The organism is Brevibacterium sp. CT2-23B (assembly GCF_013168765.1).
Classification (GTDB): Bacteria; Actinomycetota; Actinomycetes; order Actinomycetales; family Brevibacteriaceae; genus Brevibacterium; species Brevibacterium sediminis.
On the sequence record NZ_JABBYK010000005.1, the window covers coordinates 30,505 to 44,800 of the forward strand.

Here is a 14,296-nt window from a genome sequence, read left to right on the forward strand (position 1 = left end):
CCGGTTCAGGCGTCGATGACGAGGTCGGTCTTCGCCGTCGAGCAGCACGGCAGGAACTTCCCCGCGTCGATCTCTCTGGCGCGGATTCCGCCCAGATGGTTCATCTCGACATCGCCGTCGAGCTTGACGACCTTGCAGGATCCGCACATGCCCTCCTGACAGTTCGCGGGGATCTTCACCCCCGCCTTCCGCGCGGCCTGGAGGACCGTTTCGTCCTCCCCGACGCAGACGTTGAGGCCGGTGCGCACAAACGACATCGTGTGCTCACCCTGCCCCACAGTAGGCAGTGCGGCCGGGTCGACGACGGCGATTTCGTCATCGTCGCCCGATCCCCCCGCCGAGGCGGCCGCCCCATCCCCAGCCGGGACCGCGGGCCCAGCGTCGGACGCAGATCCGGGCCCCACCTCGGCGAGGTTCTCATCGGTGACCCCGACGACCTCGATCTCGACCTCGTCGTCGACGGGCACGACCGCCTCGGCGTCGACGGCTTCGGTCGGTGCGCCGACCGCCTCGACCGGTCCGTCGGCGTCGTACTCGGGTTCGTACATATCGAGCGCGGCCGGCTGGGACTCGAAGTATTCCTCGGTCGTCGCCGCGATCTCCTCGGCGATCTCGCCGGCGATGGCGACTTCCTCGGCGTATTCGGCCCGGATCTCACGATCGCCCGAGAAGAACTCCATGAACACCGAGGTGTCGTCGACGCCGACTTCGCGCAGCAGTTCGGTCGCGGAGTTGAGGTATCCCTCCGGGCCGCAGGCGAAGACCTGCCGACCGTTGGCGTCGGGGACGAGCTCCTCGAGAAGCGACGTCGACAGCCGTCCCGTCCGCCCTTCCCATTCGTCGCCGCATTCCCGATCGCCGAGGCAGTAGATGACCTTGATCCGGAAATCCACGTTCGCGAGGAAGTCGAGTTCCTCGGAGAAGGCGAAGGAGTCGGGGGCGGCTCCGTGGTAGAGGAGGACGACATCGGCCTGGCCGGGCAGCGAGTGGACGGTGCGGATCATCGACATCAGCGGAGTGATTCCGGCTCCGGCAGCGAGCAGCAGGAACCGTGCTCGCCGGTCATAATCGGCGAGGTGGAACGCACCGACCGGGCCGAGCATGTCGAGGACGGTGCCGGGGCGGATATTGTCATGCGCCCAGGGCGACACCTTGCCCTTGGGGTCGCGTTTGATCGTGATAGAGAACGTCCACGGCTCGGTCGGGGCCGAGGAGATCGAATAGCTGCGCGACACCGGCTCGGCAGTCGGTCCGTCGATGGGGAAGTCGATGTTGATGTACTGCCCCGACCGGAACGCCAGGGGCGCCCCGTCCATGCGACGGAAGACGAAGACCATCATCCCTCCCGCCTCGGGGATGGTCTCCACACATTCGGCGGCGAATTCCTGCGGGTGCCACGGACCCAGCGCGGTGGCGGCTCCGGCCGGCCCCGAGGCGCTCGAGAGCACGCGGTTCCAGGGCATCTCCAGTCCGCGCACCCGCTGGGCCAGCGGCAGCGCGGGCACAGCGGAGGATCTCATCCGACGTGCTCCCGCATCCGCTGCACGTACCAGTTGATGAAGGCTTCGACCTGGTATTCGCTCTTCATATACGGACCCTGCTCATAGAACGGACTCGCCGCTCCCTGCTGGCAGAGTTCGACGAAGGCCTTGTCCTGCAGGTTGGTCTGCTTCCATGTGTGCGTCAGGGTCTCAAGGTCATAGTCGACGCCTTCGACGGCGTCGTCGGCGACGAGCCAAGTGGTGCGCACGAGGGTCTTCGAGGCACTGATCGGGAATGCCGCGAAGGTGATGACGTGATCGCCGAGGAGGTGGAACCAGGAGTTCGGCTGCAGATGCATCGAGCAGCGGCCGAGGCGGAAGTCCGGCAGATCGCCGAGCAGCTTCTTCGACAGCCGGCGCCCGTCTGCCGAGAAGGACTCCCCCGCTCCGTCGAGCGATTCGCGGGAGATGCGGATGCCGCCGACCCGGGTGTCGAGTTCTTCGACGACTTCATAGGGCAGGCCGTAGCGGCGGCAGCGGTATTCGAGGGAGGCCTGCGCCTGCTGGTTGCGGTCCCAGACGTCTTCGAGGTGGGGCGGGATCGTCTCATCGGTCAGGCCCCAGGTCGGGAACAGCGAGCACGCGAGTTCCGGGTGGCCGTCGCAGTGGTAGCACTCGCGGTTGTTCTCCATCACGAGCTTCCAGTTGCCCTCTTCGACGATGTTCTGCTGATAGGCGACTTTCGTCTTCGCCAGCTCATGAGGGGCGATATAAGGTTCGAAGATCTTCGCGGTCTCGTGGAAGTCCGTCGGCGGCTCTTCGGCCAGGCAGATGAACACGAGTCCGGCGGCGATCTTCCCGTGCGCGCGTTTGAGTGCGTAGCAGGACTTGTCGAAGGTCATCTCCCCCGGCGCCGAGGCGTGGATGAGGTCGCCCTCGGGGGAGTACGTCCACGAGTGGTAGCCGCAGACGAGGTTGCCCGTCGTTCCCTGCGCATCGGTGAGGACTCGTGCCCCGCGGTGGCGGCAGACGTTGTGGAGGACGTTGACGCCGCCGTCGTCGTTGTGCAGGACGATGAGGGAGTACGGACCGTAGTCGAGCGTGACATAGTCACCCGGCTCGGGGATCTCGGCGACGCTGCACGCGAAGACCCAGTGCTGACCGAAGATGGCCTGCATATCGAGATTGAAGAGGTTGGGATCCGTGTAGAACGGAGCTTCGAGCGAGAAGCCTGTCCGACGGGTGTCGAGTCGGATTCGGGTCTCGTCGAGCTTCTCCTCGGTGAATCCCGCAGGGAAGCCCTTCTTCGTCGGTGCCAGGTTAGTAGCTGTCAATGCTCATCTCCCTTGATGTCTGCCTGCAGCGGCCCACCGATGGAAGGGGCGAAATCCTCGGCGGAGACCGCGGAGACCGTGTGCTGCCGGAACGATCTCGACAGTCACACTAGCGAGGAACTCCCTGCAGAAAAAGCGCGAGATTTCGTTACATATTCTGCGGATTCACTGCATAATTGTGCGCATGATCGATCCGCGCCTGACGACACTGCGCACCTTCGCCGCCTGCGGCACCATCGCCGCCACCGCCGAGCTCACCGGCTACTCCGCATCGGCGGTCTCCGGCCAGCTCAGAGAGCTGCAGCAGTCCCTGGGCATGACCCTTCTCGTCAAGGACGGTCGCGGTCTGCGACTGACTGCGACGGGGCGCTACCTCGTCCGCCGCTCCGACGAACTGACCGCCGCATGGGAGGACATCCGCGCCGGCGCGCTCGGGGCCGGGGATCAGGCCCCCACTCACTTCGGAATCGGGGGCTTCTCGACCGCATCCTCGAACCTGCTCGCGCCCTTGGCGGCGAACCTGCGGGCTTCACGGCCGAAGGTCCGCGTCCACGTGATCGAGGCGACTCCGACTCGCTGCTTCGAGCTCCTCGTCGCCGAGCGCATCGACCTCGCCGTCATCGTCTCGATGCAGGGCAATGTCCAGGTCGAGGAGGATCCCCGCTTCGAGAGCATCGACCTCCTCGACGATCCCCTCGACGTCATGGTGCCTTCAGGCCACCCTGCGGCGGGCAGGGAGTCGGTGACTCTCAGCGAGCTCGCCGGTGAGGATTGGATCACGGCCGGCCCGGGCTCGCCCTATCATTCGCTCTTCATCGCCGCGTTCACCGCCGCGGGAGTGACGCCGACGGTCGCGCACGAGTCCGCGGAGTGGGAGACGTCGGCGGCCCTGGTCGGCGCCGGGGTCGGAGTGAGCCTGCTGCCGAGGCTGGCCAGCCTCGCCGGAGAGGACAACGTCAGCCGGGTGAGGCTGACGGGCACCGGGAGACTGAGCCGGAAGATCATCGCCGCTGTCCGCGCCGGCAGTCGCAGATCCCCGCTGATCAGGGATTCCCTTCAACATCTGCGCACGACCTCCCAGTACATCCTCTCGACGCGCCTGCGCGAAGACTCCTGAAACGGCACCTCTGCCCGGCCACCGACACGGGGGCTTGACAGAGCTCTCTCACGACGGCGAGACTGCATCTAAGTCTGATGTCAGACTGATATGTCAGAGCTGTCGACGGGTTCCCGTTCGTCGCACTCGCATATCGAATTCCCACGCTTTCGCACCCATGGAGGCTCAACGATGAGCAATAAGGCAATCAGCTATGCAGGTCCCGGGAAGGTCGAGGTAATCGACACCGAGTACCCGGAATTCGTCCTCAAGGACGGGCCTGGAGTCAATCCCGCCAATATCGGCCGCAAGGTCGATCACGGTGTCATCCTCAAGACGGTGGCGACGAACATCTGCGGCTCCGACCAGCACATGGTCCGGGGCCGTACGACTGCCCCGGAGGGTCTCGTGCTCGGACACGAGATCACCGGTGAGGTCGTCGAGGTGGGCCGAGACGTCGAATTCGTCAAGGTCGGCGATCTCGTGTCGGTGCCGTTCAACATCTCGTGCGGTCGCTGCCGCAACTGCAAGGAAGGCAAGACCGGCATCTGCCTCAACGTCAATCCCGATCGTCCGGGCTCGGCCTATGGCTATGTCGATATGGGCGGCTGGGTCGGCGGCCAGGCAGAGTACGTGCTCGTACCGTATGCCGACTGGAACGTCCTGAAGTTCCCGGACAAGGATCAGGCGATGGAGAAGATCCTCGACCTCACGATGCTCTCCGACATCTTCCCCACCGGGTTCCACGGCGCCGTCAGCGCCGGCGTCGGGGTGGGTTCGACGGTCTACGTCGCCGGTGCGGGCCCGGTCGGAATCGCCGCGGCCACCTCGGCGCATCTGCTCGGTGCGGCCTGCGTCATCGTCGGCGATCTCAACGAGGATCGACTGGCTCAGGCCCGCGGATTCGGGTGCGAGACGGTCGACGTGTCCAAGGGTGACCCGAAGGACCAGATCGCGCAGATCCTCGGCGAGCCCGAGGTCGACTGCGGAATCGACGCCGTCGGCTTCGAGGCGCGCGGACACGGCAAGGACGCCAGCCACGAGGCGCCGGCAACGGTGCTCAACTCGCTCATGGACATCACCCGAGCCGGCGGCAGCCTCGGCATCCCCGGCCTCTATGTCACCGGCGATCCTGGCGCGCCCGATGAGGCGGCGAAGGAAGGGTCGCTGTCGATGCGCTTCGGTCTCGGATTCGCGAAGTCGCATGTGTTCGTGACCGGCCAGTGCCCGGTGATGAAGTACAACCGGGGGCTGATGCAGGCGATCCTGCACGACAAGGTCTCGATCGCGAAGAACGTCAATGCGACCCCGATCCGCCTCGAGGATGCCCCGCAGGGCTACGCCGACTTCGACTCCGGTGTCGCGAAGAAGTTCGTCCTCGACCCGCACGGCCTCATCTCCGCCTGAGGCTCTCAGACCTCACGCTGAGCCCGAGCTTCTCATGGCCGAAAGCCGGGTGAAGCGGTGAGAAGTGGTCGCAATCGGATACTTTCAGGACGACCTCCTGAGTATCCGATTGCGACCACTGTTTTGTGCCCCATGGACCGAAAAGAGAGCACCCAAGTGACGTATCTTGCATGGCAGAATTTGCCACGCAGTCGTGTGTAGATGCACTCGAGCCTAGGTCCCAGCCAAAGAAAACATTGCCGTTGCGGCCAAGCGCGAGGATAGACCACATTCGCCTTGACCCTTTTGATGCATGCAACATAGCATCGGGCTATGCAGAATTCTCCCGATTCCCCGCCACCCACGCTTCTCGAGCGTATCCGGTCGAAGATCACCAGCGGCGAACTGGAACCGGGCAATCCGCTCTCCGAGGTCTCCCTCGCACAGGAGTTCGATGTCAGCCGAACCCCGATCCGAGAGGTCCTCAAGCAGCTCCAGCTCGAGGGCCTCATCGAAATCCGCCCAAAGGTCGGCACCTTCATCCGCGAGCCGAACCGACGCGAGATCGTCGAGCTCTTCCAGCTCAAGGAGGTCCTCGAAGGCCTGGCCGCCGCCCTGATGGCTCGCCGCGGGCCCTGCCCGGAACTCGACCAGCTCGAAGAGATCGTCGCAGCATCAGAGGTGTCGTCGAACGCAGGCGACACAGACACCTACGCTTCGCAGGTTCAGGACTTCCACCAGACCCTCGTCGACGGAGCGGACAACAACAAACTCGTCGAACAGTACTCGCGCCTGATGAATCAGCTCGCTTACTTCAGACTCGTGCGCAAAACTCTCAACCATCCGGGCAGGGCAGTGGACTCGAGCCGAGAGCACCGCCAGATTCTCACGATGATCCAGGACAAGGACCCGTTCGGCGCCGAAACGACGATGCGTGCGCACGTGTTCGCCTCGACCCAGGAACTCCTCGTTCCACAGACACGCACCACCCTGTCTCTCGAGCGCGACTCCTGACTTCCAGAAAACGGCCGGACCACCTGATGCTGAGCCGTCGCCACCTCTGACGCACGCCAGCGGGGCCGGGAAACTCTATGTTTCCCGGCCCCGTTGGCGTACGCCGTCAGGCGAACTGGTCACCTCACTGGAAGTTCGGAACCACCTCGTCGATGAAGAGCTGCAGGGACGCCTTCTTCTCATCATGGCTGAGCGCGTTGTCCGACCAGAAGCTGTACTCGTCGTAGCCGAGGTCCTCGTAGTGGCGGATGCGTTCGGTCACCTCCGCCGGGGTGCCGATCATCGCTGACTTGTGCAGCGACTCGAGCTCGAATTCGGGGCGGTCGGCGAAGTTCTCCTCCGGGGTCGGATCGAGGAATCCGTCGATGGGGTCCTTCTTCCCGAAGGCCCACGACGAGAACGTCCGGTAGTACTTGTTCACCCCGGCGGCACCCACCTTCCAACCGTCCGGCTCCTCCGGGGAGTGGACGTAGGTGTGGCGCAGCACCATGATCTCGGGGCGCTTCTCGACCTCGGGATGGGCGGCGACCGCGGTGTTGAATTTGTTCATCAGGTCTTCGACCTCACGGTCGTCCTTCATCAGCGGCGTGACCTGGACGTTGCAGCCGTTGGCGACGGCGAAGTCATGAGTCTCGGGGCTGCGGGCGGCCAGCCAGATCGGAGGAGTCGGGGTCTGCACCGGCTTCGGCACGGCCGTCGAGACGGGGAACTGCCAATGCTTGCCCTCATGGGCGTAGTCACCTTGGAGCAGTTCCTTCATCGCAGGAACGAGTTCACGCAGGTATTCGCCGCCGTCGGCTGCGGGCATGCCGTCGGCCATGCGGTTGAACTCGAACTGGTAAGCACCGCGGGCGATGCCGACCTCGGCCCGACCGCCGCTGAGCACATCGAGCAGCGCGACTTCGCCCGCCGCACGCAGCGGGTGCCAGAAAGGGGCGATGATCGTGCCCGATCCCAGTCGGATCGTCGACGTCTCGGCGGCCAGGTAGGCCAGCTGCGGCATCGGGCTCGGCGAGGAGACGTACTCCATCGAGTGGTGCTCACCGATCCAGACAGTGCCGAAACCTCCGGCTTCGGCGATCTTGACGAGCTCGACGAGGTTCTTCCAATGCTCTTGAGGGCTGACCGAGTCGTCCCAGCGTTCCATGTGCAGGAAGAGTGAAAAGCGCATGATGGTTCCTTTCCCAGCGGAGGCCTCCGTGCCTCCGACATGTTCTTCAGTGATGTGTGATCGCCGTGGCGGTATTCAGCCGTCGGTCTCCCGAACACCGGCCGCGGCACTCTCGCGTTCAGTGATCGTCGTGTTCGTCCGCGACCAGAGGTCCTTCTCTACTTCGCGGACGATCACGGTGATGTTCTCGTCGGCGGCTCCCGTCGTGGATGCGGCAACTTCATGAACTCCGGCGATGAGGGCACGCAGCTGTTCGGGAGTGCGCCCTCTCGCGATCGAGATATCGATGAGCGGCATGATCTCACCTGCCCAGCACGAAGGGATCTGCGACCGGCCCTTCGTCGGTGTTGATCCATACGCTCTTGAGCCTGGTGTACTCGTGCATCGACTCAAGACCGTGTTCGACCCCGACCCCGGAGTTCTTGAAACCCTGCCGAGGAGACATCGGCGACATCGCCCGATACATGTTGATCCACACGGTGCCAGCATCGAGTCGCTGCGACATCCTCATCCCGCGGGCGAGGTTCTGCGTCCACACCCCGGCAGCCAGTCCGTATTCGGTGTCGTTGGCCAGCCCGAGGACCTCCTCCTCGGTGTCGAAGGGCATGATCGCGGCAACCGGCCCGAAGATCTCCTCCTGGCAGATGCGCATATCGTTCGTCGTCTCCGTGAGAACGGTCGGTTCGAAGAAGTACCCGGGCAGACCGACATCGGGACGATTGCCCCCGTAGGCGATCTGTCCGCCTTCTTCCTCGCCGAGGCGGACGTATTCCTCGACCTTGTCCCGCTGAGCCGCGAAGGCGAGCGGTCCGAGCTCGGTGTCCTCGGCCATGGGATCGCCGATGACGATCGATGCCGCCCTAGCGGTGACCTTTTCAAGGAGTTCGTCGTAGACCCCGCGCTGGACGAAGACTCGAGACCCGGCGATGCAGGTCTGTCCGGCTGCGGCGAAGATGCCGGCGATGACGCCCATCGCCGCATTGGACACGTTCGCATCGTCGAAGACGATGTTCGGAGACTTTCCACCCAATTCGAGCGTCGATCCGATGAAGCGGCCGGCCGCGGACTTGGCGATGGCCGAACCCGTCCGGGTCGAGCCGGTGAATGAGATCTTCGCCAGCTGCGGTGCGTCGACGAGGGCCTGTCCCGCCTCGGCGCCGAGGCCAGTGACGACGTTGACGGCGCCGGCGGGGAAACCGGCCTCGTCCGCAAGTTCGGCCAGGCGCAGAATCGTTCGCGAGGTGTATTCGCTCGGCTTGATGACCGTGGTGTTCCCCGCCGCCAGCGCCGGTGCGAGCTTCGAGATCGTCAAGGTCATCGGCGAATTCCACGGCGTGATGAGTCCGACGACGCCGAGCGCCTCGCGCTGGGTGAAGTTGATGACTTCGGGCGAATTCGTAGGGATCTGCGATCCCTGCACCTTATCGGCCAGTCCCGCATAGTAGTAGAGGTATTCGGGCAGGCCCTGCAGCTGCCCCTTCATCTCGCGCAGGAGCTTGCCGTTGTCCTGACTCTCGAAACGGGCGAGCTCCTCGGCGTTCTGCCCGATGAGGTCGCCGAATCGGCGCAGCAGGTGCCCTCGCTGCGTCGGCGTGGTCCGTTGCCAAGCGGTGGAGTCGAAGGCTCGCTGCGCGGCCTCGACTGCCTGTGCGATATCGGCGCCTGTGCCGCGAGCGAAGCTGTAGAGCGTCTCAAGGGTCGCAGGGTTCGTGCTCTCGAGGTATTCCCCGTCGGCGGGTGCGCGATGCTCCCCTCCGATGAAATGGTCGAGTCGCGTAGTCATCATCGACTCCCTTCTGTGTGGTTGATCAGGGCGCGGAGGTGATCGGTGAGCACCTCAGGGTGGGTGACGGGCAGCATGTGGCGTGCGCCGGAGACGATCGCGACCCGTGTGTCCGGAATCCGGTTCGCGATCCTCTCGCTCATCTCCGGAGTCGATCCCGGGTCGAGTTCGCCGGTGATCGCCAAGGTCGGTGAGCTGATCGCATTCAGCTTCGATTCGAGCTCCCGGTCGCCCGCCGCGAAGACGGCATAGGCGTGGCGGTAGGAATCGGGGTCGTTGGCCAGAAGCACAGGCCGCGTCTCGTCCCGCAGCGTTTCGGAATCTCCCTCATCTTCCGGGAACCATCGGTCGAGTGCTCGTTCCATGCTGCCGCGGAAGTCCGACTCCGCTCCTTCGAGTCGCCCCTGCACTGCGGCAGATTCCTCCTGCGTGCGAGCGCACACGGAACTCACGCAGGTGAGGCTGCGCACGCGCGTCGGCTCCTCGATCGCGATCTGCTGGGCGACGAGCGAGCCGAGGGAGAACCCCACGAGGTGCACTTGACCGGCCGGCATCCGTGCGAGCACATCAGATGCCATCGCCGCCAGGTCCGTGGGGCCGGTCAGCGGCGGCTGCGCACCGTGTCCGGGCAGGTCGATCGCCGAGGCGGTCCTGGACAGCAGTGCTTCGACCCGTGACCATACCGTGCGGTCGAGACCGACCCCGTGGAGCAGCACGACCGGGACTTCATCGTCTGTCGGCATCGTCCGTCTCGTTTCCTACTGCTCGGTCGAGAGCGAAGCGAGTCGCTGCTGCGGGCGACCGCCGGTGGAGCCCGCGAGTGCAATGAGGATCTCGCCGGGGTGCGGAGCGTCCGCGACCCTCCACTCGAAGGTCTGGTGATGAGACCGGATCGTCGCGTCGGTGAAGTGCTTCAGAGGGATGTCGAAGACAGCTCCGGCCTCGCCGCGCTTCTCCACAGCCGGCAGAAGAGTCGAGGCCTGCGCGGCGTCGCGGAAGTGGTTGCCGAACTTGAGGGTGTGGATGAGTGCCGAACCGTGCTCGATCTCTCCCGAGAGTCCGACGATCGCGGCCTTGCCATAGGCCTCGAGCGTGCCGCCCAGAGCCTCCATGACCCGTGGAGCGAGAACAGCGCCGAGTTCGCTCGCCGTCGCGTCGATTCCCGGGCCGAGGTCCTCAACGAAGCCCTGCCCATGCCAAGGGTTCTCGATGACTGCCGCCACGGCAGCCACAGTGATGACGGGGTCCGTTCGCCGTCCGCCTTCGGCCAGGATCTCTTCGGTCACCGTCGTGATCTTGCGAATATTCATTTCGTCAGTCCTTTCAGGATTTCGGTGGTCACAGCACCGTCGGTGCGACGGTCGCCGATGCGGGCGAAGGGCCTCGGCCCCGTTGAGGCCGCCGCAATCACACAGAGTTCGTCAGCCTTCGGAGCATCGGCAAGTCGCAGGTCGATGGTCTGATAGTGGTCTCGCGAGGTGGCGTGGGTCTTGTGCCACATCGGCACCCTGATCGATGCCGAAGGACCCGATCGACCGTCGGCGAAGCAGAGAACAGAAGTGCCTTCAAGCATCTCTCGCATGATATTGCCGAAGTACGGAGTGTGGATGAGAGCCCCAGCGTGCTCAAGTTCTCCATCGACACCGACGACGGCACCCTTGCCGAAGGCCTCGATCGCAGAAGCCGGCCCGAGCGCGTCAAGCAGTCTGTCGGTGAGCACTTTTGCGAGCACCGGTGCAACCTGTTCGGCAGCCGGCGCCAGATCGGCCTGCGTGTCCGTGCCCGCCCAGGGATTGGCGAGCACGGCGATGGCGGCCGCCTGCGTCAACGGGGCATCCGGCGAGGCTCCGCCGTCGGCGATGATCTCTTCACGCTGCACGGTGATCGATCGGACACCGAGACGCCAGGCGAGCTCGTCGAAATCAGCCGGCAGCTCATCGAAATCATTCAATCGATCGAGGCTGGGCTTCTGTGCTCCGAGGCCCGGCTTCTGCAGCCGTGTCGGGGTGGTTGTCATGCGTCCTTCTCTCGAGTTTGTTGCATACAAGGAATCTACTTGCATGCATCGAAGCATGTCAATAGCTCTCTTAGATTGCGCGTTTTACGAGTTTTTCACGATCTATTGACGAATGCATCACACTCTATCTACGCTATCTAGCATGCAACAGATCACGATTGAACAGCTCAAGACAGAAATCCGCGCAGTGTGGCACGAGGCCTGGGACAGCGGGCGCACCGATGCGCTCGATTCGCTCTTCACCGACGACTACCAGCGAGTGTCAGCCAACTCCGGTCGGACCATGACCGCCGAGGAGACGAAGGCCGAGATCAATGAGATCCGCGCCGCCTTCCCCGACCTCACAACGACGATCGACCACATCCTCATCGAAGGCGACCAGGGCGCGATCTACTGGCACTCGGAGGGCACTTTCACCCAGCCGCTCAACGACGTTCCGCCCACAGGACAGCCGGTGACGACGCACGGTTCCAATCTCATCCGCCTCGAAGAGGGCCGGATCGCCCGCGAAGAGGTCACCTGGGATGCCCACGAGCTCCTGGCCGATCTGGGCCTGAAGTCCCTGTCCTCGGCATTCGAGGCTCAACCCGAAGTCGTCACCGATGACCTCTCCGGAGAGCCCTCGGCCGATGCCCTCAAGGCCTTCAACCGTCAGTTCATCACCGGCGTCACCGTCGTCACCACCACAGACGAGGACGGCAAGCCGCGCGGCCTCGCGGTCAACTCCTACAATTCGGTCTCTCTCGACCCGCCGCTCGTGCTCGTCTGCGTACAGAAGACCTCGTCGACGTATCCCGCGCTCTTCCGCTCAACGCACATGGGCATCAACATCATGAGCCGGAATCAGCGGGACACCATCGGCACGTTCGCGTCCAAAGCCGCAGACAAGTTCGCCGAGCTCGACTGGCACAAGGGAGCCAGCGGCTCTCCACTCATCGACGGCTCAGCAGCATCGATCGAAGTCGAGATCAAGGAGCGCTTCCAAGCGCTGACCCACACGGTCTTCATCGGACGTGTCCGCAGTGCCGAGGCATCCGAGGACGAGCCGATGATCTACAAAGCCGGTCGCTTCTTCGACAGCGAAGATCTCACCTCTCTCAACTGATCTCGCCCCGCCCTGGCGAACTCCGATGCCGCCCGAACCCCTCTCCCTACGACACACGAAGAAGTGGAGTCCTGATGTATTCCGAACCCGACCATGACCCCAACGTTGACGATGACAGTGGGGAACGGAGCGGACACCGCCGCGCACAGCTGCCCGGCAGCGGTCTCGACTCTCTGACCGGGCCGAGCCCGGCCGTACGCTATGCCGATTCCATGCGGCACCGACCTGGACGCGTCTTCTGGATCTCGATCCTCGGTGTCGGCACATTCACGTTGTGGGGAGTCCTCTCTCCCGACGGCATGGCTGCGGCGATGACCACTGCCATGGATGCTGTCGCAGCGAAGGTGGGATGGGTCTATCTCGTCCTCACTCTCGGGTGCATCGGCCTCCTCGTCTACCTCGGTTTCGGTCGTTTCGGCCGAGTCCGCCTCGGCGCTGACGATGATCGCCCCGAATACAGCACTTGGGCCTGGCTGACGATGATTCTCTCCGCGGTGATGGGCATCGGTCTCATCAGCTACGGTGTGGCCGAACCGATCACCCACTTCACCACCCCTCCGCATGGGCTCGCCGACCCCGGCACCAACGAAGCCGCCGTACGTGCTCTGCAGTTCTCCTACTTCGACTGGGGACCGCATGCCTGGGCCGTGTTCGGTGTCTTCGGCCTCGCCATCGCCTACTCGACTCACCGGCGCGGCAACACCGGACTGATCTCCCCGATGCTGCGGCCACTGTTCGGCAAGGCAATGGACGGCTGGCTGGGAAATGTCATCGACATCCTCGCCGTCATCGCCACGCTGTTCGGCACGACCACGTCGCTCGGCCTCGGTGCCTCGCAGATCAGCGAGGGCCTCAACCGAGTCTTCGGAATCCCGAACGAGCTATTCGTTCAGATCATCATCATCCTCGGCATCACGGTGGTCTTCACGCTCTCGGCACTCTCGGGAGTCAACCGCGGGATCAAGTTCCTCAGCCAGACGACGGCCGTGCTCTCGATCTTCCTCGGCCTCTTCGTCCTCATCGTCGGGCCGACCGGGTTCATCGGAAACCTCTTCTTCCGCTCGACGGGTGAGTACCTCAACGACTTCTTCAAGGTCAGCCTGCTCACTCCGCTGGTCTCGGGTGATGTCGAGTGGTACCAGTACTGGACCTACTTCATGATGGCCTGGTGGCTGAGCTGGGGCGCTTTCGTCGGCGTCTTCCTCGCGAAGATCTCGAAGGGGCGGACCGTCCGCGAATTCGTCCTCGGCGTCATGGGCATTCCCAGTCTTGTCTTCTTCGTCTGGTTCACGATCTTCGGAGGCACCGCGATCAAGATCGACATGGACGGTGATGGCGGGATCGGCGCGGCAGCGGCCGAAGATGTGAATTCGGCGTTCTTCGAGACCCTCGAACATCTGCCCTGGGTGGGCCTCACCTCGGTGATCGCGATTCTTCTCGTCGTCCTCTACTTCGTCTCGGGTGCGGATGCGAACACATTCGTGCTCAGCATGCTCACGTCTCGCGGCACGCTCGAGCCGAGCCGATGGGTGCTCGCCGTCTGGGGTGCGCTCACGGGAACATCGGCGATGGTCCTCTTCTTCGCCGGAGGACTCGCGGCACTTCAGCAAGCGGCGATGCTCTCCGCCCTGCCGTTCGCGGTCATCGTGGCGCTGCTCGGCTACTGCATCGTCAAAACGCTGCACGAGGATCAGACGATGGATGCGTACCGCACGGTGCGGCGCAGGGACCTCGAAACTGGCGGGACAGGCACGCGCGGCGAAGAGTCCGTTGATATCGATGACACCACCGTCAAGCCGGCACCCGCCGCCGACTGACCCCGCTGGCAGACTCCACCGACTCAGACGGAATCTCGAAAAATGGTCGCAATCGGATACTTTCAGGACGACCTCCTGAGTATCCGATTGCG

General features: G+C 64.1%; 13 protein-coding genes. 5 read left to right on the forward strand and 8 right to left on the reverse strand.

Annotation, left to right across the window (positions count from 1 at the left end; all coding sequences use genetic code 11):
• Window positions 1-5 precede the first annotated feature (5 nt).
• Together HIM68_RS13125 and HIM68_RS13130 are read right to left on the reverse strand one after the other, a co-directional pair.
• Window positions 6-1,520, reverse strand: coding sequence for a flavin reductase family protein (locus HIM68_RS13125; protein ID WP_172172882.1), 1,515 nt, complete (start codon window positions 1,518-1,520; stop codon window positions 6-8).
• Entirely contained in the window at window positions 1,517-2,737 is a 1,221-nt protein-coding gene (locus HIM68_RS13130) for an SRPBCC family protein (protein WP_229664036.1), read from the reverse strand. The genes HIM68_RS13125 and HIM68_RS13130 overlap by 4 nt, the downstream gene beginning before the upstream one ends.
• 262 nt (window positions 2,738-2,999) lie before the next feature.
• Here HIM68_RS13130 and HIM68_RS13135 point away from each other — a divergent pair, with 262 nt between their 5' ends.
• From HIM68_RS13135 to HIM68_RS13145, 3 genes are all read left to right on the forward strand, one after another.
• Window positions 3,000-3,932, forward strand: a complete 933-nt coding sequence (locus HIM68_RS13135; RefSeq protein ID WP_139906551.1) for a LysR family transcriptional regulator — start codon at window positions 3,000-3,002, stop codon at window positions 3,930-3,932.
• A gap of 171 nt (window positions 3,933-4,103) precedes the next feature.
• Window positions 4,104-5,318, forward strand: a complete 1,215-nt coding sequence (fdhA, locus tag HIM68_RS13140) for a formaldehyde dehydrogenase, glutathione-independent (protein WP_172172884.1) — start codon at window positions 4,104-4,106, stop codon at window positions 5,316-5,318.
• A 312-nt stretch (window positions 5,319-5,630) separates the two neighbouring features.
• Window positions 5,631-6,311 carry a GntR family transcriptional regulator gene (locus HIM68_RS13145; protein ID WP_172172886.1) on the forward strand — a complete coding sequence of 227 codons (681 nt, stop codon included), beginning with the start codon at window positions 5,631-5,633 and terminating at the stop codon, window positions 6,309-6,311.
• Window positions 6,312-6,435: 124 nt separating this feature from the next.
• On the opposite strand, the gene HIM68_RS13150 is transcribed toward HIM68_RS13145, so the two are convergent.
• The 6 genes from HIM68_RS13150 to HIM68_RS13175 form a co-directional block, all read right to left on the reverse strand.
• Complete coding sequence (locus tag HIM68_RS13150) at window positions 6,436-7,482, reverse strand: LLM class flavin-dependent oxidoreductase (RefSeq protein WP_172172888.1); 1,047 nt, start codon at window positions 7,480-7,482, stop codon at window positions 6,436-6,438.
• 75 nt (window positions 7,483-7,557) lie between these two features.
• Window positions 7,558-7,779: a tautomerase family protein gene (locus tag HIM68_RS13155; protein WP_139467772.1), complete on the reverse strand. Its 222-nt coding sequence runs from the start codon at window positions 7,777-7,779 to the stop codon at window positions 7,558-7,560.
• A 4-nt stretch (window positions 7,780-7,783) separates the two neighbouring features.
• The gene (locus tag HIM68_RS13160; RefSeq protein ID WP_253903965.1) at window positions 7,784-9,268 is read right to left on the reverse strand and encodes an aldehyde dehydrogenase; all 1,485 of its coding nucleotides are present in this window, start codon (window positions 9,266-9,268) and stop codon (window positions 7,784-7,786) included.
• Complete coding sequence (locus HIM68_RS13165) at window positions 9,265-10,008, reverse strand: alpha/beta fold hydrolase (protein WP_172172890.1); 744 nt, start codon at window positions 10,006-10,008, stop codon at window positions 9,265-9,267. The genes HIM68_RS13160 and HIM68_RS13165 overlap by 4 nt, the downstream gene beginning before the upstream one ends.
• A 15-nt stretch (window positions 10,009-10,023) precedes the next feature.
• On the reverse strand, window positions 10,024-10,575 hold the full coding sequence (locus HIM68_RS13170; protein WP_172172892.1) for an amino acid synthesis family protein: 552 nt from the start codon (window positions 10,573-10,575) through the stop codon (window positions 10,024-10,026).
• Window positions 10,572-11,282, reverse strand: a complete 711-nt coding sequence (locus HIM68_RS13175) for an amino acid synthesis family protein (protein WP_172172894.1) — start codon at window positions 11,280-11,282, stop codon at window positions 10,572-10,574. The genes HIM68_RS13170 and HIM68_RS13175 overlap by 4 nt, the downstream gene beginning before the upstream one ends.
• A 142-nt stretch (window positions 11,283-11,424) precedes the next feature.
• On the opposite strand from HIM68_RS13175, the gene HIM68_RS13180 reads away from it, so the two are divergent.
• Together HIM68_RS13180 and HIM68_RS13185 are read left to right on the forward strand one after the other, a co-directional pair.
• Window positions 11,425-12,387, forward strand: a complete 963-nt coding sequence (locus HIM68_RS13180; protein ID WP_139467767.1) for a flavin reductase — start codon at window positions 11,425-11,427, stop codon at window positions 12,385-12,387.
• Window positions 12,388-12,461: 74 nt separating this feature from the next.
• Complete coding sequence (locus HIM68_RS13185) at window positions 12,462-14,204, forward strand: BCCT family transporter (protein ID WP_172172896.1); 1,743 nt, start codon at window positions 12,462-12,464, stop codon at window positions 14,202-14,204.
• The last annotated feature ends 92 nt before the right edge of the window (window positions 14,205-14,296 follow it).